20 protein-coding genes are annotated in these 18,930 nt (G+C 33.9%); 1 reads left to right on the top strand and 19 read right to left on the bottom strand.

Translation table 11 applies throughout. The features are described from left to right. Positions 1-19 precede the first annotated feature (19 nt). The 19 genes from LJY09_RS10720 to LJY09_RS10630 form a co-directional block, all read right to left on the bottom strand. Positions 20-1,054: a glycosyltransferase gene (locus LJY09_RS10720; protein ID WP_228307722.1), complete on the bottom strand. Its 1,035-nt coding sequence runs from the start codon at positions 1,052-1,054 to the stop codon at positions 20-22. 15 nt (positions 1,055-1,069) lie between these two features. After that, positions 1,070-2,290 carry a glycosyltransferase gene (locus LJY09_RS10715; protein ID WP_228307721.1) on the bottom strand — a complete coding sequence of 407 codons (1,221 nt, stop codon included), beginning with the start codon at positions 2,288-2,290 and terminating at the stop codon, positions 1,070-1,072. A gap of 18 nt (positions 2,291-2,308) precedes the next feature. Then, entirely contained in the window at positions 2,309-3,421 is a 1,113-nt protein-coding gene (locus LJY09_RS10710) for a glycosyltransferase family 1 protein (protein WP_228307720.1), read from the bottom strand. 45 nt (positions 3,422-3,466) lie between these two features. Next, entirely contained in the window at positions 3,467-3,814 is a 348-nt protein-coding gene (locus LJY09_RS10705; protein WP_228307719.1) for a helix-turn-helix domain-containing protein, read from the bottom strand. A gap of 20 nt (positions 3,815-3,834) precedes the next feature. Then, positions 3,835-5,007 carry a DegT/DnrJ/EryC1/StrS family aminotransferase gene (locus LJY09_RS10700; protein ID WP_228307718.1) on the bottom strand — a complete coding sequence of 391 codons (1,173 nt, stop codon included), beginning with the start codon at positions 5,005-5,007 and terminating at the stop codon, positions 3,835-3,837. Positions 5,008-5,038: 31 nt separating this feature from the next. Beyond that, a complete protein-coding gene (locus LJY09_RS10695) occupies positions 5,039-5,662 on the bottom strand; it encodes an acetyltransferase (RefSeq protein WP_228307717.1) in 624 nt (207 codons plus the stop codon). A 1-nt stretch (position 5,663) separates the two neighbouring features. After that, positions 5,664-6,263 (bottom strand): sugar transferase, encoded by a 600-nt coding sequence (locus LJY09_RS10690; RefSeq protein ID WP_323134975.1) that lies wholly within the window; start codon positions 6,261-6,263, stop codon positions 5,664-5,666. Between the two features lie 55 nt (positions 6,264-6,318). Further along, positions 6,319-6,468 carry a YwzD family small protein gene (locus LJY09_RS10685; RefSeq protein ID WP_155404480.1) on the bottom strand — a complete coding sequence of 50 codons (150 nt, stop codon included), beginning with the start codon at positions 6,466-6,468 and terminating at the stop codon, positions 6,319-6,321. A gap of 12 nt (positions 6,469-6,480) precedes the next feature. Continuing rightward, entirely contained in the window at positions 6,481-7,563 is a 1,083-nt protein-coding gene (galE, locus tag LJY09_RS10680) for a UDP-glucose 4-epimerase GalE (RefSeq protein WP_228307715.1), read from the bottom strand. 19 nt (positions 7,564-7,582) lie between these two features. Beyond that, entirely contained in the window at positions 7,583-8,662 is a 1,080-nt protein-coding gene (locus tag LJY09_RS10675) for an EpsG family protein (RefSeq protein ID WP_228307714.1), read from the bottom strand. Between the two features lie 50 nt (positions 8,663-8,712). After that, a complete protein-coding gene (locus LJY09_RS10670; protein WP_228307713.1) occupies positions 8,713-9,597 on the bottom strand; it encodes a glycosyltransferase family 2 protein in 885 nt (294 codons plus the stop codon). Then, the gene (locus LJY09_RS10665; RefSeq protein WP_416339300.1) at positions 9,594-10,673 is read right to left on the bottom strand and encodes a glycosyltransferase family 1 protein; all 1,080 of its coding nucleotides are present in this window, start codon (positions 10,671-10,673) and stop codon (positions 9,594-9,596) included. The genes LJY09_RS10670 and LJY09_RS10665 overlap by 4 nt, the downstream gene beginning before the upstream one ends. Before the next feature lie 23 nt (positions 10,674-10,696). Continuing rightward, complete coding sequence (locus LJY09_RS10660) at positions 10,697-11,851, bottom strand: glycosyltransferase family 4 protein (protein WP_228307711.1); 1,155 nt, start codon at positions 11,849-11,851, stop codon at positions 10,697-10,699. A gap of 34 nt (positions 11,852-11,885) precedes the next feature. Beyond that, the gene (locus LJY09_RS10655) at positions 11,886-13,718 is read right to left on the bottom strand and encodes a polysaccharide biosynthesis protein (protein ID WP_228307710.1); all 1,833 of its coding nucleotides are present in this window, start codon (positions 13,716-13,718) and stop codon (positions 11,886-11,888) included. A gap of 16 nt (positions 13,719-13,734) precedes the next feature. Continuing rightward, a complete protein-coding gene (locus LJY09_RS10650) occupies positions 13,735-13,899 on the bottom strand; it encodes a hypothetical protein (protein WP_228307709.1) in 165 nt (54 codons plus the stop codon). Between the two features lie 284 nt (positions 13,900-14,183). Beyond that, positions 14,184-14,843: a CpsD/CapB family tyrosine-protein kinase gene (locus LJY09_RS10645; protein ID WP_228307708.1), complete on the bottom strand. Its 660-nt coding sequence runs from the start codon at positions 14,841-14,843 to the stop codon at positions 14,184-14,186. Then, positions 14,830-15,570, bottom strand: a complete 741-nt coding sequence (locus LJY09_RS10640) for a YveK family protein (RefSeq protein WP_228307707.1) — start codon at positions 15,568-15,570, stop codon at positions 14,830-14,832. The genes LJY09_RS10645 and LJY09_RS10640 overlap by 14 nt, the downstream gene beginning before the upstream one ends. 771 nt (positions 15,571-16,341) lie before the next feature. After that, positions 16,342-16,674 (bottom strand): helix-turn-helix domain-containing protein, encoded by a 333-nt coding sequence (locus LJY09_RS10635; RefSeq protein WP_098626821.1) that lies wholly within the window; start codon positions 16,672-16,674, stop codon positions 16,342-16,344. A 325-nt stretch (positions 16,675-16,999) separates the two neighbouring features. Continuing rightward, on the bottom strand, positions 17,000-17,146 hold the full coding sequence (locus tag LJY09_RS10630; RefSeq protein WP_228307706.1) for an anti-repressor SinI family protein: 147 nt from the start codon (positions 17,144-17,146) through the stop codon (positions 17,000-17,002). A gap of 222 nt (positions 17,147-17,368) precedes the next feature. Between LJY09_RS10630 and LJY09_RS10625 the strand changes: the two genes are divergently transcribed. After that, a complete protein-coding gene (locus LJY09_RS10625) occupies positions 17,369-18,922 on the top strand; it encodes an alpha/beta hydrolase (protein WP_155010172.1) in 1,554 nt (517 codons plus the stop codon). The last annotated feature ends 8 nt before the right edge of the window (positions 18,923-18,930 follow it).

Below are 18,930 nucleotides of genomic sequence, written 5' to 3'. Positions count from 1 at the left end.
TAAAAAATACCTCCAAATATTATTTATTCCGTACTCTGCTGTACGCCGTAGCAAAGTATAGTCCTAAAGTTGATTCTCTTTTTATCATATTAATAATAAACTTTTCATAGTTTCCTATTGTATTGTAATTTTCGTTACAATAAATCGGTAACGCTTCTTTAACATATTTATTACTTATCATTTCCTTTATATATCTGTACCTCATTTTAAAGCTCAATTCTTCAGCTGGGTGAGAATATACATGTACGTATGACATCACATTTTTTATAAGCTTTAATGCTTTGAATTTTTGTACCTTAACTTTGTTAATGGTACCCATCAGGTTTTCAGGTAATTCTAGTCTATAAACCTCTAAGGCTCTTTGAAAATAGTCCTTTTCTGCTACATTTCTAGTAGCACTTCCTTTAACCTCTCTGTAATGATATCCCGTATAATTTATATATATCATAGTATCGATACACCCTATAAAACTCATATTAAACATTCCATCTTCACCAAGTGGAACATTTTCAGGAAACCTTATAAGGTTTTCTTTTAATATTTTATGCCTATAGAGTTTATTACAAGCAGTATTTAAGTCATCAGCCTTAAGAAAATAAGGCAATATTTCTCTCTTTATGTAACTTTCATCTAAAATAATACCAATTGGAAAAGAATATTTAGTGATTAACTTATGTCCTTCTATCTCACTTTCAAAGTTTGATAAAATAAGATCATAATTATTTTGCCTTGCACAGTTATATAATGTTTGATACATGTCTTTTTCTATATAATCATCCGCATCCACAAATCCTACATATTCCCCTAAAGCTATTTCTAAGCCATTATTTCGCGCAATACTGACTCCGTGATTCTCTTGATTAATTAGCTTTACCCTATTGTCTTTTTTTCTATAGTTCTCTATAATTTGAACACTATTATCTTTTGACCCATCATTTACGAAAATAAATTCGCATTGTTCAAGCGTCTGGTTTAAGAGTGACTCAATGCATTCAGTAATATATTTTTCTACATTGTATACAGGTATAACAACACTTACTTTTACGTTATTCATTAAATCACTCCTTTCCTACAATCTATCTTTGTGTAAAATGCTATAACTACCATTAACTTCTATTAACTGGTATAATTTTTCTAATTCTTTGCTGTTATTGAAGTCTACAGTCTTACAATTATTAGATAGCTTACTTCTCAATTGTTGATCTCTGTATAAAGTTTCTATTCCCTCTGCTATCTCTTCGATTGACAGTCCACAAATATATCCATCAAGTCCATCCTTAACTTGACTTTGGGCAGTAGCATAATTAGTAATCAAGACCGGCTTATAAAGAATTTGAGCTTCCCCCACCGTAACAGCTTTTCCTTCGTATCTAGACGGTTGAACATATAGATCGGCTTCTTTCATATAAGGGTATGGATTGGTTTGTTTCCCTAAAAGAACAAAACAATTTTCCAAACCATTTTCTTTTATTAGCTCTTTTAACATTTTCTCATCTCCGCCATATCCAACGACATACCAGGCAATGTCTTTATAACCTTTATCTTGCAACAGTTTCAAAGCTTTAACTGCATTATCAATTCCTTTAGCATAAGATAACCTTGCCACTGTTATGATTTTAAACCTTTGATCATTTAGCATAGGGTTTTCAACTTTCTCATTGGCTAAGGTTCTAACAAAATCTGGAGAGGTAATGTTCTCCATAACAATAATCTTCTTTTCTAAACTAGGATATTTTTGAATAAATGCATTTTTACATTCTTCCGATACCGCTACAATGTAATCAAATTTATTCCACATTTGAATATCTACTTTTTCGTCTGTATCTACCGTAGAAAAATCAGTATGTATCCAAGCAATTTTTGTCTTTGCTTTTACTTTCTCTGCGATAAAGTAATGAGGCCATAAGTAGCTGATAGCAAGATCGTATTGCTCTTCATGCTTAGGAAGAAAAGGCAATGAATATTTCCACATATATTGCATTTGCTTATAGCCCTTTTCGGAAGACCGGCTTAAATTTGCTTTATACTTTGCCATTAGCCTTACTAGTCCGAGTAGTATTTTTCCAGATTTTAAAGCTTGTCCTATCGACATTCGAAAGGTTTTATAGGCTACAGATTCTTCTAATAAGTGTGGTTGATTTGGAAGCAAGTTCATAAAATCTCCAGTATGACTGTATAGCATCAAATTAATCCGATAATGTTGATAGTCGAAGTTATTTAGCATACTGATAAGACTTCTTTCCACTCCTCCAACTTCCATGTCAAAAGAGGAAATTAATACCTTTTTCATATATTCCTCCATTATTTATTATGATTTGTAAATATTTATTAGGTGGTAAATCCCTCGATTTAACGAATATCCATTTTTTTCAAAAGCATCAATAATCATACTTGTATCTTTTTCCTTTGTATTTACTCGTTCAATTATTTTATCGGCCCACACATCAGGGCTATCGGCTAGTGAAAGTTGTGACACTAACCCTATATTTAAATCGGCTTCTGGCTGAATAGCTTCTGATACCACACATGGTAATCCACTTGCCTGAGCTTCTAACAGCACTAGTCCTAGACCTTCATATAAAGAGGGAAACACAAAGACATCCATACTATGAAACATAGTGGGTATGTCCTCTCTTACTCCCGTGAACTTAATGCTGTTATGTATTCCTTCTTTTTTAACCTGTTCTTCAATTTGTTGTTTTAAAACCCCGTCTCCAACTAATAGCAGCTCAGCTTCAGGATTCTTTTCAAGTATTTTTTTCATAATTTGTAATAAAAACGTATGGTTCTTTGCTTCCATAAATCTGCCAATGTGTCCAATAATTATTTTATTTTTTATCCCCTCTTCACCTTTAAATCTATTAACTTCTGATTGAGGACATTTTAAGAAATGCGCGTAATCAATTACGTTAGGAAAATAGGAATAACTTTTCTTAGTCAAGCTTCTTTGTCCAAATAAATAGCTTCCTGCACCAGCACTACAAGCTAACAAATTCGTTGAAAACGTATTAATTATAGATTTCATTAACTGAATATAAATTTTTTTTATAAAATGGTCACTATTGTCTAAAGTTGTGTGAGCATGAGAGATTCTTACTTTAACACCAGCTAAAAAAGCAGCCATAGTAGCAATTCCACAATGAAACAAAGTATGAGCATGAACAACATCGTAAGGGCCATATTTTTTTATTGCTATATATATTTCTTTTATGGATTGAGTTTTCGATAGTTTTATTATTCTACCACCTAAAGCTTTTATCTCTTCGTCATAGTGAGCATCTTGTTGGCTATACGAAATAAAATCAAACTGGACTTTCTTTTGATCAATATTTCTATAGATATTCATTAGCATTGTTTCTGTCCCTGCTCTATTCATTGCTCCTACAACTTGAAGAACTCTTATTGGTTTGAAATTACTCATTGATCTCTTCCTTTGGATTTATAATTAACGGTTAAGATTTATTTACTAATTATTTTTATTTTCTACCTTCTCATTCTGCCATTTTATAAATTCAATAATAGCTTTATACTCTGGAAGCTGTTCTTTTCTAACCCCCAGTTTTTTTAATTCGTTTACGAAATGAAGCCATTCACTTTCTAAAAAATGTGAGGGTTCATGCTTAATTTCGATAAGTGTATGTAAATCTACATTTAACACAGCCACAATTCTTTCAACTACTTGGATAGAAGGATTATCATTTAGATTACGCTCGATATTACTTAAATACGACTTGGACATATTAGCTCTTTCAGCCAGTTCAGATAATGTAAGTCCCTTTTTTTTGCGGATTTTATGAATTTTGTCTCCAATCATTCATCCTTACCTCATATTTTCTAATATTGGACGATTCCTTCTTTATTTAAGGCTCCTAATCCTTTTTTTAGACATCTAATGACTTTATTTTGTTCATTTTCCGTCATACTTGAACCTGATGGAAGGCAGATGCCAGTTTTAAATAGCTGGTGGGCTACGTCTTTATTTTCATCATGGGGATAGTAACGAGCTCCTTTAAAAAAAGGCTGCATATGGAGGGGCTTCCATACCGGGCGCGCTTCAATATTTTGTTCCGTGAACGCTTGTACCAGCTCTGCTGCAGATGTTCCTGCTTCTTTTTCATTAACAGTTAAAACAGTAAGCCAACGATTTGTTTTCGTATTTGATAGCTCGGGCATGAATGCAATACCTGATAAACCAGATAATTCTTGATAATAATGCTCGAAAATTTTTCTTCGTGTTTCTACTCTGTTCTCTAACACTTGTAACTGTGCCCTTCCGACTCCTGCGAGAATATTACTCATTCGATAATTATACCCAAGCTGACTATGCTGATAGTGAGGAGCAGAGTCACGTGCTTGCGTTGCTAAAAAGCGCGCTTTTTGTAACGCGTCTATATCATTAGAAACAAGCATTCCTCCGCCAGATGTCGTAATAATTTTATTTCCGTTAAAAGAGTATACGCCGAACTTACCAAAACTACCGCTTGCTTTTCCTTTATAAGTAGACCCTAGTGATTCAGCCGCGTCTTCGATGACAGGAACGTTATATTGATTACACAGTGAAAGAATTTGATCCATTTTTGCGCTTTGACCATATAAATTTACAACAATCACTGCTTTGGGAAGCTTTCCTTGTATAAAAGCATCTTGTAACGCTCTTTTTAATGCCTCAGGTGACATATTCCATGTCTCTGGCTCTGAATCAATGAATACAGGCTCCGCTCCTTGATAAATAATGGGATTTGCACTTGCTACAAAAGTAAGAGTCGAACAAAACACGATATCTCCTTTTGTCACTTCCAATAAAGAAAGAGCCAAATGAATCGCTGCAGTTCCTGAACTTACTGCAACCGCTTCACTGACCCCTACACAAGAAGCAAGTTCTTTCTCAAAAGCATCTACATTTGGCCCTAGCGGCGCAATCCAATTAGTTTCGAATGCTTCATCTATATATCTTTTCTCATCTCCGCTCATATGAGGAGGAGAAAGATATATTTTGGAGTTAGTCATTAAAAGTCATCACCTTTTCTACTTATTCTGTTTAATCACTATAAATAACTCTGGCTGGAGATCCTACCGCTTTGCAACTAGAAGAAATATGATGAATGACAGTCGAGCCGGCTCCAATCACCGACCACTGACCAATTTCTATTCCTGGAATAATAGTAGCGGACGCTCCTATATGTACACCTTCACCTAGTGAAACATTTCCTGTTAAGGTAGCGTTAGGCGAGATGTGGACATAATTTGCAAGTTTATTTTCATGTTCAACGATGGCTCCGGTGTTAATAATAGAATGCTCTCCAATTTCTGCATCTGCATTAATCACCGCATTCGGCATCACAACAGTTCCATTTCCAATCATAGCTGTTGAACTTACAACTGCCGTTGGATGGATAACCGATAAATACTGGTCTGTTCGTAAATTTAATGTTTCCACTAGCTTTTTTCTTACTGCATTGCTGCCGATTGCAATCACAACTTTTACATCTATATCAAGTAGCTTATTTAGAAACGAAAAAGGCGCATACGTAATTCCATTTCTTTCTTTTTTTTCTTTATATTTATCATCTAAGATAGCGATAATTTCGTAATTGCGTAAAGAAGAGATCACTTCTTGAATGACCTTACTATGTCCGCCGTTACCTATTACGATAACTTTCAAGTTATATCACGTCTTTCGTTCCTTTGAATTTTTCTATTGTTACATGCCCTTGCTGAGTAATACCTTCTTTTTTCACTACTTTAAGAACCGTTAGAATTAAGATCTCAAAATCGAGAAAGATGCTTTGGTTCCTTACGTACCAAGTATCCATATTGAATTTTTCTTCCCAAGTAATCGCATTTCTGCCATTTACTTGAGCCCAACCGGTAATTCCTGGTCTCACATTATGTCTAAGCATTTGTTCTTCTGTATAAAGAGGCAAATATTCCATCAACAATGGTCTTGGCCCGACTAAACTCATGTCTCCTTTTACTACATTAATAAGCTGTGGAAGTTCGTCTAAGCTATACTTTCTCAGAAACTGTCCTGCTGCTGTTAAACGTGCTTGATCAGATAGCAGGTTTCCTTTCTTGTCTTTTAAATTAGCCATTGTACGAAATTTATAAAGGTGAAATGGATTACTATCTTTTCCAGGACGCTGTTGTTTAAACAAAACAGGCGCACCCATCTTTAATCTGACCAATATGGCAGTGAACAATACAACAGGAGACAATAACATTAATAGAGTCAATGAAATGACTAAATCCATTATTCGTTTCATCATGCATACCCTCTATTTCTTTTTTTACTTTTTATTTCTTGCTTTGGTTATTTAGCTAATCAGAAGAATCAGCAGTTAAAATCGTTTGTTTAATCTCATTTACAATATCGGTTGGTTTAATATCAAGAGATTGATTGCCTTTTTCATAAAAACTAACTAGAATTTCCTGCAACTTTTTTTCAGTAAGGATATTTGATATATTCATCGGGATTTCTCCTTAATTAGACACTAAAAAACCCGCTGCGGAAGTACGCACCGGAAAATTATGTTCAATTAAGTTGTCATGATCTTCAACATATCCACCTAGATTATTTTTCTGCCATCTCCAGGTATCCTGGCACATTTCATTAATTCCTTTAGCGGCAACCCAGCCAAGCTCATTTTTTGCTTTTGAAACATCTGCAAAACAAATGGCTGCATCTCCTGAGCGTCGGTCCGTAAAGGTATAAGAAACTTTCTTCCCAGAAGCCGCTTCAAATGCTTTAACCATTTCTAATACACTATAGCCTTTACCTGTTCCAAGGTTGTAAGTATTCACACCTTTTGATGATCGCACTTTCTCTAAAGCTTTTAAGTGCCCTTTTGCTAAATCAACCACGTGAATGTAGTCTCTAACTCCTGTCCCATCTTTTGTTGAATAATCACTTCCAAATATATTAAGGCTCTGTAGTTTACCGACTGCCACTTGCGAAATATATGGCATTAAGTTATTTGGAATGCCATTTGGATCTTCTCCAATCAACCCGCTTTCATGAGCCCCAATGGGATTAAAATATCGTAAAAGAGTAATACTCCATGCTTCATCGGATATATATAAATCTCTTAATATCTCTTCTATTATCTGCTTCGTTTTTCCGTATGGATTCATAGCTCCTATTGGAGCGTCTTCAGATATAGGAACTTGATCCGTTGATCCGTATACGGTTGCTGAAGAACTAAATACTAGTTTTTTCACTCCGTATTTTTTCATCAGTTCACACAGTACAAACGTACCCGTAAGGTTATTATGATAGTACCAAAGAGGAAAAGATACAGATTCACCTACAGCCTTAAGCCCTGCAAAGTGAATAACTGACTCAATCTTATTTTCAGAAAATACTCTTTCAAGCTCTTCTTGATTGAGTAAATCCACGTTATACGTTTTAAATGTTTTTCCCGTTATATCAGATACACGTTTTAATGATTCAAGTTTGCTGTTGAAAAAGTTATCTACAACCACGACTTCATGACCTGCATTTAATAGCTCTACGCACGTATGACTTCCAATATAACCTGCTCCTCCTGTAACAAGAACCGCCATTCATTCATTCCTCCAATTTTTAGGGAATTAAATTCAAATAATCACTTTTATAAAATATTCCTAAGCTAATTACATTTTCGTAATAGTAATAGATAAAGTAAAGAACCAAGATGGCATAGTAGATAAGTTTTTCATCTTTTTCTCGAAATAGCTTTACAATCCATGAAATCACAATTAATTGATATAAATTAAAATAAATCCAAAACCTTGCGAAAATCCAATTTTGAGTAGAAATTAACATAAACACGCAGCCAATCAAAGCCATATTTATAATAGGATCGCTGTTAGGAAATATCCTTCTTAATTTATCTCGTCCTAAAAAAGCAATGAGTAAGGGCCCAGCGTTCACTGCTACTCTCAGAATATTAGCTCCACCTTCGTTAACATTTTGATAATCACTGTACTGCGTATCTTGAATAGCCGAAAACAAAAGTGTTGAAAATTGATTAAATCCTAAAACAATTATAATGGCTAAAGCTATGAGAGCAGCTGTAGCTTTAGACCATGCCTTACTTCTAACAATAAAGTAAATTGGAATTAATATAAGGGCACTTTGATGAAAAAAGGATGCTAAAATAACAAGTAAGAAATACCTTTTCCAACTTCCTTCTATCAAAAATTTTGTTGCTGTAAATATAATCGCCGCCGCTAAAGTTTGTCTAATTCCGTTCATTGTAACTAAAAACAATCCACCAGTTATATAAACATAAACACTTAACTCAAACATCCTTGAATACTTATACAAAACCAAAATAATAAATATGTTTGTAATCAAAGCAGTAGTAAATATCAGTATCTGAGGATCTTCTGATACTTTTTTTAATTGCCTTTGAAGAATTCCAAAGCCAATATCTTTGTTGTTTAGAATATACTCCCACGTAAAATCATTGGAAGTATAGATGTTTATATAGTTAAATGTATCACCTATATTGGATCTAAGACCTGCAACAGCTATCAACGTAGATGCTGCCCCAAACATCAAAATTTTATTAGGCCTTATTAAAATCGTAAAATCATGGCTAATGGAAGTAGTTGCAAAATATCTAGCAAAAAATGCAAAAATAAATGCTAAAAAAAGATTAATCCAAAGAAAAGTCATACGATAAATCCTTTCAAATCAAAAACAGGGATCATCATAGTATTTTAACTTTAAACAATCCTTGTTTTTGTTATAATGTAAAAATATAAAGCTATTCCTAGAGGCATTGCCAATAAGGTTAAACCTTTACTAGGTGTATCTTGTAAAAAACTCCTGTTTTTACCTATCAAACTACTTGATACATAGTGGATAGCTTGTCTGAACTTAAATGAACGACTGGCAAAAGGAAGTTTCATCATTTCTTTACGATAAAAAGCAAAACCTCTTGGATTTTTACGATACTGTTTTAACATGTTTCGCGACGATCCGTCTTCTAGGTATTCTACACAACATATTATTTCGTTCATTAGTAACATTTTGTATTGTTTATCAATCATATGATATTTATAAGCTAACCCAACATACCTTTCATTTTCAAATAACGGATATGGATACTTTTTTGTTAATGACGTTCGATAAACCAGCTTTTTATCCCCTGTTACACTGTACTTGTTATATAAATCGAACAATGTGGAACATGTAATATGTTCTGGCAATCGTGTACCAATAATGTCATTGTTATGGTTAGCATCAAGACCGATGATTCCACCAATTTCATTACTTCCATACTTCTTCCACACGTCTATAATTTTTCCCACTGCATCATCTGGCATATAGTCATCAGAATCGATGCACACGTTTAGCTCTGTATCAATAAGTTCATAAGCCGTGTTATGTGCACCATGCATTCCTTTGTTATTTTGCCAATGGTATTTTATTTTAATGATATTTTCATTAATCCAGCCATCAACAATCTCTTTTGTATTATCTGTTGAGCCGTCATCAATGATTAGCCATATAAAATCGTTGCAAGTTTGTCTTTTTAAGCTCTCGTAACATTGATGAATGCAGTATGCTCGATTATAGGTTGGAGTAAAAACTGTTAATGTTTTCAACTAACCGTTCCTCCCATCTCCATATACGATTTTTGAATAAATTCCGCTGTTTTACGTACGTTGTATCCTTTCTGACTTAAACGTTCCTCTGATACTTTCCTGGATGAACTGCTACTCGTTACCTTTAACATAGTTTTAACCCACTCATTTTTATCATTTAAAGGCAGATATTGAACTAGACCAACCCCCATATCTACTTCTTTTGTTATTACGTCAGAAATAATGCAAGGCAGCCCTGCTCCTTGAGCCTCTATCAAAGTTACCGGAAGCCCTTCATGGAAAGATGGGAAAACAAATGCATCAAAAGCTTGAAGCAGTAAATGAATGTCTTCTCTTACCCCTAAAATCTTTACTTTTTCTTCCAAATGCAACTCCTTTATTTTTTCTTCAATATTAGACTGTAATATACCGCCACCTGCTAGCAAAAGCTTAGCATCTGGAATAGTTTTCGTTAGTTGAGAAAATACCTCTAGTAAAAACAAATGATTTTTTTGATGGTTGAATCTTCCTACGTGGCCAATAATCAATGAATTTTTATCAAGTTTCAATTCTTCACGAATTTGGTTTCGAACATTTGATGAAAATTTAAATTTATTACATTCAATTCCATTTTTAAGAATGAATGTTTCATTAGATTGCTCTTTAAATAACCACTGGGCAGCAGCTTTTGAACAAGCAAACAGGTGAGTAGCAGAGCTTTTAATATTGGTACCTACATACCATTTATAAACTTTCGATGCCAATCCTCCTTCACTTTGAGTATTATGACTATGGGCAATTCTTACTGAAATGTTTGCTTTTTCTGCTGCACGAAGAACTAACCCACTCATTTTATCCATGTGAGAATGAACAATCGTATAGCCGGCATTTTCTTCAAAAAATTGATTCAGCTGTTTCAAGTAAGCAACGTGGCCTACTTCTGTTATATAAGGAATTCTATGAATTTGCCCTCCCATTTCCATTATTTCTGAGTCAAAAACTCCTTCTTTACATGTCAAAAAGTCAAATTGAATTTTAGAGCGATCCATATTCCGATATAGATTCATAATTAGTGTTTCAGCGCCGCCTCGATTCATATTGACTACAACATGTAATACCCTTAATGGACCTTCCACTTAATATCCTCCGTTTCTTGCATATAAGATCTATATATCTTCTTTTTTTCTATTAGCACTTTATTAATACTATATTTCTTCAAAATAATATCCCTTCCATTTTTGCCAAGTTTGCACTTTAAGTTTTTAATTCTAGCAAGCATCTCTATTTTATCTGCAAATACAGTAGTGTGATCACTATCGTCAATAATCCAACCATTTTTATTGTTCTGAATAAGCTCTCTATGACCTCTATTATCGAGAGCTACTATCGGTAGTTCACAAGCCATAGCTTCCATAATATTCACAGGTAGTCCTTCACGAAAGCTTGATGCCACTGCCACGTCACACATTGGAACAATTTGATGAAGATCGTTTCGATAACCTAAAAAGTCAACCATATGAGAAATTTCTAAGTCTGCAGCTAGTTTTCGGCATTTTTCAAGCAACGGTCCTTTACCTGCTAAAAGAAGTTTTGCCTGCGGAATTTTATCTTTTATAAGTGCTAGCGACTGAATAAGAAGCTGCTGGTTTTTATTTTTATTAAACTCCGCTGCGTAAAATAGTAAAAAGTCATTTGGCTGATACCCAAATGACTTTTTAAGCTGAATTTTTTCTTTTTCGTTTGCAGGCTTAAAATTGTCTGTGTTGATTCCCACTCCGTGCACATGCTCAATATGTTTAGTTTTAAAACGCTTAGTTGCCAATTGGTAATCTTCTTTATTGATTGTAATTAAGCAGTCTGTATAACGGGCGAGTATTTTTTCTATCGGATAATAAAGAAGCCAATTCACAAAAGATGCCCCTTTACAAAAGTGAAAACCGTGAGCAGTGTAAATAACGGCCGTTCCTTTTTTTCTTGCTTTCCGTGCTGCTAAACGCGCTATCACTCCCCCCATTGGAGTATGACAGTGAATAAGATTGTATTTATTATGATCTATAACTGCTTTTAATTCCTTATAAGCTTTCATATTTGCCGTGTGAAAGGGTGATCTTTGAATTGGAAGGTTATATTTTTTATCAACATAAGGAAGCTCCATATTCCCGCTTGCAGCTACATGAACCTCCCATCCTTGTTCTTTAAACCATTCCATATAAGGCAAATGAAACGCTTTAAAATGAAAGTCTACGGTTGCACAAAACAATACTTTTTTAGTCACCTATATCACCTATCTGCATAGTGTTTCAACTTCTTTAACTTGAAACAGAGACAATTTGTTTAGAAGTCGAAGTTAGATTATTATTTGCCAAGTTTAATAACGTTTCCCTTAAAGATTCTTTATCCATCGTCTCATATGTTGCAATGATTTCAGTAATTTCTTCTACATACAGTTTTGCTGTTTTTCCAACATAGATTTTTGGATATACTTGCTGTTCATGAATTTCCTCTTCTTTCAACAATTCTTCAAAAAGCTTTTCACCTGGCCTCATACCGGTAAACTTCAAGCCAATTTCGTCGATGGAATTTCCAGATAGCTTTATTAAATTTTTAGCAAGATCTACTATTTTTACTGGTTCTCCCATATCTAAAACAAAAATTTCTCCTCCGCCAGCTAACGCTCCAGCTTGAATAACAAGTCTTGATGCTTCTGGAATTGTCATAAAGTAGCGAACCATATCCGGGTGAGTTACGGTTACCGGTCCTCCTTTTTCAATTTGTTTTTTAAATAACGGAATGACACTTCCTCGACTTCCCAACACATTACCAAATCGGACTGCAACAAATTTTGTAGCGCTATGTGCATCCATTCCTTGAATAATCATTTCTGCCAGTCTTTTCGTTGCCCCCATCACACTTGTGGGATTCACTGCTTTATCACTAGAAATCATGACAAAAGTTCCTACACCGTGCCAGCTCGCTGCCTTTGCAACATTCATGGTTCCAATTATATTATTTTTAACAGCTTCTTCTGGATTACGCTCCATTAGCGGCACGTGCTTATGAGCTGCAGCGTGATATACAACGTCTGGACTATGTATATTCATTACCGACATCATTCTCTTAGCATCTTGTAGATCAGCAATCTCTGTTGTAAATTCAATACTTGTCTCTTTAAATATATTTTTTAGTTCCATTTCAATTGAATAAATACTGTTTTCACCGTGACCAAGTAGAATAAGCTTTTTGGGACTGAACTTTGAGATTTGTCTAGAAATTTCAGAGCCAATTGATCCGCCGGCACCCGTCACCAAAACTACTTTATTCGTAACATAACCAGAGATACTTTCAACATCCATTTCAACAGGGTCTCTTCCTAAAAGATCCTCTACTTGCACATCTCGAAACTGATTTACTGAAATTTTTCCTGTAACAAGATGCTCAAGCATGGGCAGTGTTTGCGTTCTCGCTTTTGTCTTCGCACATTCTTGAAAAATAGTATTTAATTCCTTTTTACTAAGAGAAGGAATTGCAATAATAATATTTTCAATGGTGAATCTTTTAACAGTCTCTTCTATTTTATTTGCTCCACCTAGTACAGGAAGACCTAAGATATCAAGATGATGCTTTTTTACGTTGTCATCGATAAAACCGATAGGAAGAAGATTGCTTTCATTTTTCTTTAAAAGTTGTCTGGCCACCATAGTGCCCGCAGATCCAGCGCCAATAATTAACGTTCTTTGTTTATTGCTTGATTTATTTATAATAGAATCCCGATACATTCTCCACATAAATCTTGACCCGCCCATTAGTAACATATGAAGCAACCATGTCACAGTTAGCAGTCTGAAAAATGTTTCTTTAAAAACCAGTTGCTGAATGATGGCAGCACAGAGAATAGAATAAGAAACAACTTTAAAAATAATGACTAGTTCTCCAATACTTGCATATTCCCAAGATTTTTTATAAAGTTTAAATCTAATGGAGAAAAAATGATGACTAAGCAAAAATGTAAGTGAACTTACAACAACAGGAAAAGTAATTACATAAATACTTGCGTCTACAAGAAAACGGCTCATAAAAATAGCCAGCATCACAATACAAGAATCGACTACAATAAATAAAGACAACCTTTGGCGATAAGTCATACACGTTCTCCTTTCTTTAACTGATAATTTTTTGGTTGTCTAATTCAAGAGCCTTTATCCTTTTTTGAATCGTATTATTCAACAACTTTCTAATTTCCATCAGCTGCTCTTTAGATGCGTCTTGTTTGATGTATCTAACAGCTTTTTTAATAGATTTTGGATGATTATCAAAACTCCCCATTTCATTTTACATCTCCTTCACTATAAAAATAATAAAGCTTTTATGTATACGTTTTTTTGTAAAACCGTATACATAAAAGCTTTATAAACATTAAAATGGGCATCTAACCCATCCTCACACCATACTTTCGACGACTTGCGTCTAAGGTTTCTTTCAACCCACAGCATGATCGAGTGCCTGCATTGATAACGGCAAGTAGGCATCACCAAACTATTTCATCAAATAACTTTTTAAAGAACAATTATGTTCTTAATTGAGAACTATTGTCCAAAAAAATTATATCTTTATTTTTCATGCATAACCACACCTACTAATTTAGCTTCTGCAATATCCAACACTCTTTTTGTTTCCTCTATCTTCTCTACCTTTGTTTTCTCTCTCTTCAAAATTAATATTACTCCGTCACAGTATGTTGATAATACTCGTGTTTCAGGAGATGTTAATAGAGAGGAAGAATCGATTAGTATAGTATCATAACAAGCAGACAATTTAGTCAGTAAATTTTGCATCGTGTTAGTACCTAATAATTCTACAAAATGAGACAAAGAAGAACCACTCGTTAAGACGTCTAAATTCTCTATCCTCGTTTGATGTACAACTTCTTCGAAAGATTCTTCAGTTTTTAGTATATCTATTAACCCTCTATTATTTGGAACGTTAAAAATATCTTGAATTGCTGGATTTCTTAAATTTGCATCAATTAATATAATTTTTCCTTCTTGCTGAGCCATGGAAACAGCTAGGTTAGCTGCCGTAGTTGATTTCCCTTCTCCCTTTTCAGGAGAAGTAATAAGAATAAGCTTGCACGTTTTTTCCTTTGTTAAAAAGTGAAGGTTTGCTTTAATCGCACGAAATTGATCAGAAATAATAGAATTAGGATGAAAGTGGGTAAAAAGGATTGGTGTTTTCAACATTTTTACTTGAGAATTTTTATTTGCTGCCAACGGTCTCACTCCTTAATTCTACGTCTGTTCCTGTTTTAGCAGATGATTTAAATTTTTGTTTGTTCATGTTTGAAATCGTTCCTATTACCGGTACACCTAATAATTGTTCCACTTCACTGTCTTTTTTTACTCTTCCATCTAAAGAATCTAGCAAAAAAGTAAGCCCAAGTCCTATTACAATACCTGCAATCAAAGCCAGCATGATGGTGCGGTTTTGATTTCCATCAATAGGAGAAGAATTCTTTGCTGGAGATAACAATTGGACTCCTTTAATACCTAGAATACTCCCTACTTCTTCTTTGAATACTTTGGCTGTTGTATTAGCGATTTTAACAGCAGTTGCGGGATCCGTACTTGTTGCAGAAAGGCTAATGATTTGTGATTCATTAAGGCTCGCCGCCTGAACTTGACCTGCTGTGGCTTCTGCAGGCTGCTCTAAATTCAACTGTTTTGTTACCTTTCCCATCACGATTGGATCTTTAACCATTACTAGAAGCGTACTCATTTTCTGGGTATCTACATCTACATCTACAACCACTCTGGTGGAGGCTTGATAATATACTGTAGTATTATTCTGATGACTATAAAAAAAGCCAGCCAGTGTAGTAAAGACAGTAACGATAATGATAATCCAAATACGTTTTTTAATGACTTCATAGTATTCTTTTAAATTAATGTCTTTACTTTTTTGTTGGTGGAGAAAATTCTTTTCTTGCAGTGTACTCATTAGAACCACCTTTGCCCCAATTATTTTTTAACGTTCTCAATATCAAAAATAAAATTCTTTATAACGAACAAAAAAACACCTTTACTTAACGCCTTATTTTCGTATGCGCTCCAAACTCTAGTTATTAGGTTCTACCTCATTTTAATTCTTTATAAAGAACAAGTCAATATTAATTTAAACTTCAAAGTTTAAATATGTACCCATAGTCCTTTTAAGTTTCTGATATAAAATATAAATCCTTAGTATTATCTCAAAAAAAATAGAATTACAGGATTTTATTGTTTTTTATAAAGAACAAATTCTGTTGAATTAATAACTAAGTCAACTCATAGAGTAATACCGTTAAAGAAGTTGAATTATCTCTTATCCCACCTCCTTTATAAGTTCCGAGTTCAGATAAGTGACTAGAAGTATTAATTATAGATATGAATAGCTTTATAGTAGGTAATTATGTATTTCAGATGTTTGATCTAGAAAGTCTCTTCCCTCTAATATTTTATAGCACTTTAAATACTTTTCTATAAATGCAATAAAAAAGTGAAGTTTATACAGCTACTGAAATAAAAGGAGAAGTTTGTAGCATACAGTTAGACTGAAAAGGAAGGAAAATCAATGAAGTTAAAAGGAGTTGTCTCTTATTATATTCGGCTAAACGAAGGAATTAATTTAAAATTTCTTACTTATAAATTTCTTTACTGACCATGCCGGAACCTTTAGGGGCAGTTGCAAGTAATCAGTTTCTACTGCCCTTTAAACCAAATGCTTTTGAATTTACTGATTTGAACGCTGCCACTTTTGGAATTCAAGAAACTGTTTGAACTGCTCTTTGCTGATACCAGATTCAGCCGCTTCTTTTGCTAAATCTAACCATTCACTGTCTATTGAGATTGAGCTATCACTCTCGGAAGAATCATGAATTAACTTATCTACACTAACATGTAAAGAAGTTGAAATCTTATTTAAAAATTGAATAGAGGGGTTTAATTGAATATCTCTTTCCACAGAGGAGATGTAAGACTTAGCTACTCCAGCACGGTTAGCAAGCTCAGTTAATGATATTCCTTGTTTCTTTCGAAGTTCTCGGATACGTTGACCAATTGTCATATTTATCACCCTTAATAAATGCTTATAAGGATAATTGTACCACAGTTCCATGCTAAATCCTATAACAAATTAAATTATCGTCGAGCTATGAAAAACTGCTTAAACGGATTGAAATAACCTTATGATGCATTCGAAATAAGATATTACTTACCTGTTTTGCACAATCAATCCGTTAAAGCTATTGTAATTATATAGTAGATTTTTTCACTCATTGTACTTTTCAGAAAAAAATAATCATTCATTACCTACGCTCAAATACCAAAAAAGGGAGCTGTATTGAATTACCTTTCTTATACCAGCTTTTTTATTCTTTCACAAAAGTTTCTCATTTATTATATTCTTTTTTATTAAATTGGTTTGGATTAGAGATAAATTCCTTAACGTCTTGTATGCTGATTCCTTGATCTTGGGCTTTTAGCATTAAATGAACCCACTCTAAATCAATAGTACTTTTATCATTCGCGCTCATCATTCCAGTCCCCTTCATCGTAAATTTGATAACGCTTTCTAAAAATGTGATTAAATAAAAATACCTATTTTTCCCTGTTTTTTTACAGTATAATGGATATTACAAGATCATTAGACATTTTTCATTACTAAAAGCACCAATTTTTTTGAAATTTTTGTCTATTCCTATCATAATGATTTTACCGTTACACAAACGCTACAGTTAGACACTAGGAGGATTGCTTTTATGCCTTTTCTGCATACGGCGACAGAAAAAATTTACTATGAAGTTCATTCGCCCGTGTTCACTGACAAGACAGAAACCGTTGTTATGGTTCATTCTTGTGTCACTGATCATACGCTTTTTGATTATATTACTGCGGAATTAACCCAACATTACCGTGTTATTCATTACGATTTGAGAGAGACAGGAAAGAGCGCCTCTGCTACAGGAGAATTATCGTTTGAGGCTCATATTGAAGATCTTTTTCTCTTATTACATACGTTACATATAAAGAAGTGTTACTTAGTTGGAGTGGGATTTGGAGGACAAATCGCTGTTAAATTTACCGCCCGCTATGAATTTCTTATTGAAGGACTGATACTACTGTCTCTTCCTTTTTATTCAGATAGCACCATTCAAAAGATTAAGAGATGTTACAACGAAGAAAGCAAAAATCAAATACCGGTAGATAAAATCCTTGAATTAGGCAAACTGGAAAGCCTGGAATGTACAAACATACAAGAGGTAATTGAAAGACTTAAACAAATGGATCCTAATGTATATTTCCGCTTCGTTAAACTTTCTATTAGAGCCAGTCTACTTCAAGATCTGAGCAGCATTTCACTTCCTGTACTCACTTTATCTGGCCAACATGATTTGCTGTTTTCATCTCAGTATCTGATTTCAAAAACGATGTTTTTAAAAAACTACAGTCATATGACCATACCTAACGCACATTCTCTATTTCTAGTAAAAGAAAAAACAGCTTTATTCAGAGAAATTGTCATAGATTTTATTAAAAGTAATACAGGCCAGCTGCCTTCTTTAAAGAATGATTCTATGAAAATACTTAAAAACTGGGAAAGTGATACGGCTATAGACATACAAAAAGATTTTCATGCCCATACACCCTCCCTTAAAGTAGATTTCTTATACTCTTTTTCCGTCTATGTAAATGGTCAGCTTATTACAGAAGGCTGGAATAAGCGCTTTGCTCAAGAAATTTTACTATATCTTATTTTTCATCATTCTATCAGCAGAGAACAGCTATGCGAAGCACTGTGGCCTGACATACCTTTAAGCAATGCTAAAAAGAATTTACGCGTCTACTTGTCTCATTTAAAAAAGTTATTGAACGCAGAAAATTCAGAGCCGGTTTTACTTGTTAACAGGCAGCTCATTTCTTTAAATGCCGATGTGTCAAGCGATGGATTAGATTTACTAACTGACCTTCAGTGGATAACCGAACAGTCTGACCCGTCGCTGAAATTCAAGGAAGCTGAACAGCGCCTACATCAATTAGTTCCTCATTATTTAACAACGATTTATGACGACTGGTTCCTTGATATCCGAGTGAAAATAGAGATTATTCTTCTTGATCTATTAATCTGGATGAAAGAATGGCTTTGTGAGAATGGAAAAGTTTCGAAAGCCGTATTTTTACTCGTTAAATTTATTGATTTAGTAGAAGAAAAAGAATTCATTTATGATGAAATTATCGATTGCTATATCAAGCTCGATAACAATGAAAAATCAGAGTACTGGCTGAATCAAAAAATGCAGTATTTAGTTGAATAAAAAGGATG

The sequence above is a fragment of the Priestia sp. J2 genome (assembly GCF_020790095.1).
GTDB lineage: Bacteria > Bacillota > Bacilli > Bacillales > Bacillaceae_H > Priestia > Priestia zanthoxyli.
Note: the sequence above shows the minus strand (reverse complement) of the source record. Positions and strands in the feature narration are given on the sequence as shown.

Bases quoted from the DNA above. Each gene is read 5' to 3' on its own strand.
- LJY09_RS10630 (WP_228307706.1), bottom strand. From the start codon at position 17,146: ATGATGAGCGCGAATGATAAAAGTACTATTGATTTAGAGTGGGTTCAT.
- LJY09_RS10640 (WP_228307707.1), bottom strand. From the start codon at position 15,570: ATGAGTACACTGCAAGAAAAGAATTTTCTCCACCAACAAAAAAGTAAA.
- LJY09_RS10650 (WP_228307709.1), bottom strand. From the start codon at position 13,899: ATGGGGAGTTTTGATAATCATCCAAAATCTATTAAAAAAGCTGTTAGA.
- LJY09_RS10720 (WP_228307722.1), bottom strand. From the start codon at position 1,054: ATGAATAACGTAAAAGTAAGTGTTGTTATACCTGTATACAATGTAGAA.
- LJY09_RS10690 (WP_323134975.1), bottom strand. From the start codon at position 6,263: ATGAAACGAATAATGGATTTAGTCATTTCATTGACTCTATTAATGTTA.
- LJY09_RS10625 (WP_155010172.1), top strand. From the start codon at position 17,369: ATGCCTTTTCTGCATACGGCGACAGAAAAAATTTACTATGAAGTTCAT.
- LJY09_RS10635 (WP_098626821.1), bottom strand. From the start codon at position 16,674: ATGACAATTGGTCAACGTATCCGAGAACTTCGAAAGAAACAAGGAATA.
- galE (WP_228307715.1), bottom strand. From the start codon at position 7,563: ATGGCGGTTCTTGTTACAGGAGGAGCAGGTTATATTGGAAGTCATACG.
- LJY09_RS10675 (WP_228307714.1), bottom strand. From the start codon at position 8,662: ATGACTTTTCTTTGGATTAATCTTTTTTTAGCATTTATTTTTGCATTT.
- LJY09_RS10685 (WP_155404480.1), bottom strand. From the start codon at position 6,468: ATGAATATATCAAATATCCTTACTGAAAAAAAGTTGCAGGAAATTCTA.
- LJY09_RS10715 (WP_228307721.1), bottom strand. From the start codon at position 2,290: ATGAAAAAGGTATTAATTTCCTCTTTTGACATGGAAGTTGGAGGAGTG.
- LJY09_RS10655 (WP_228307710.1), bottom strand. From the start codon at position 13,718: ATGACTTATCGCCAAAGGTTGTCTTTATTTATTGTAGTCGATTCTTGT.
- LJY09_RS10700 (WP_228307718.1), bottom strand. From the start codon at position 5,007: ATGACTAACTCCAAAATATATCTTTCTCCTCCTCATATGAGCGGAGAT.
- LJY09_RS10705 (WP_228307719.1), bottom strand. From the start codon at position 3,814: ATGATTGGAGACAAAATTCATAAAATCCGCAAAAAAAAGGGACTTACA.
- LJY09_RS10710 (WP_228307720.1), bottom strand. From the start codon at position 3,421: ATGAGTAATTTCAAACCAATAAGAGTTCTTCAAGTTGTAGGAGCAATG.
- LJY09_RS10665 (WP_416339300.1), bottom strand. From the start codon at position 10,673: ATGAATCGAGGCGGCGCTGAAACACTAATTATGAATCTATATCGGAAT.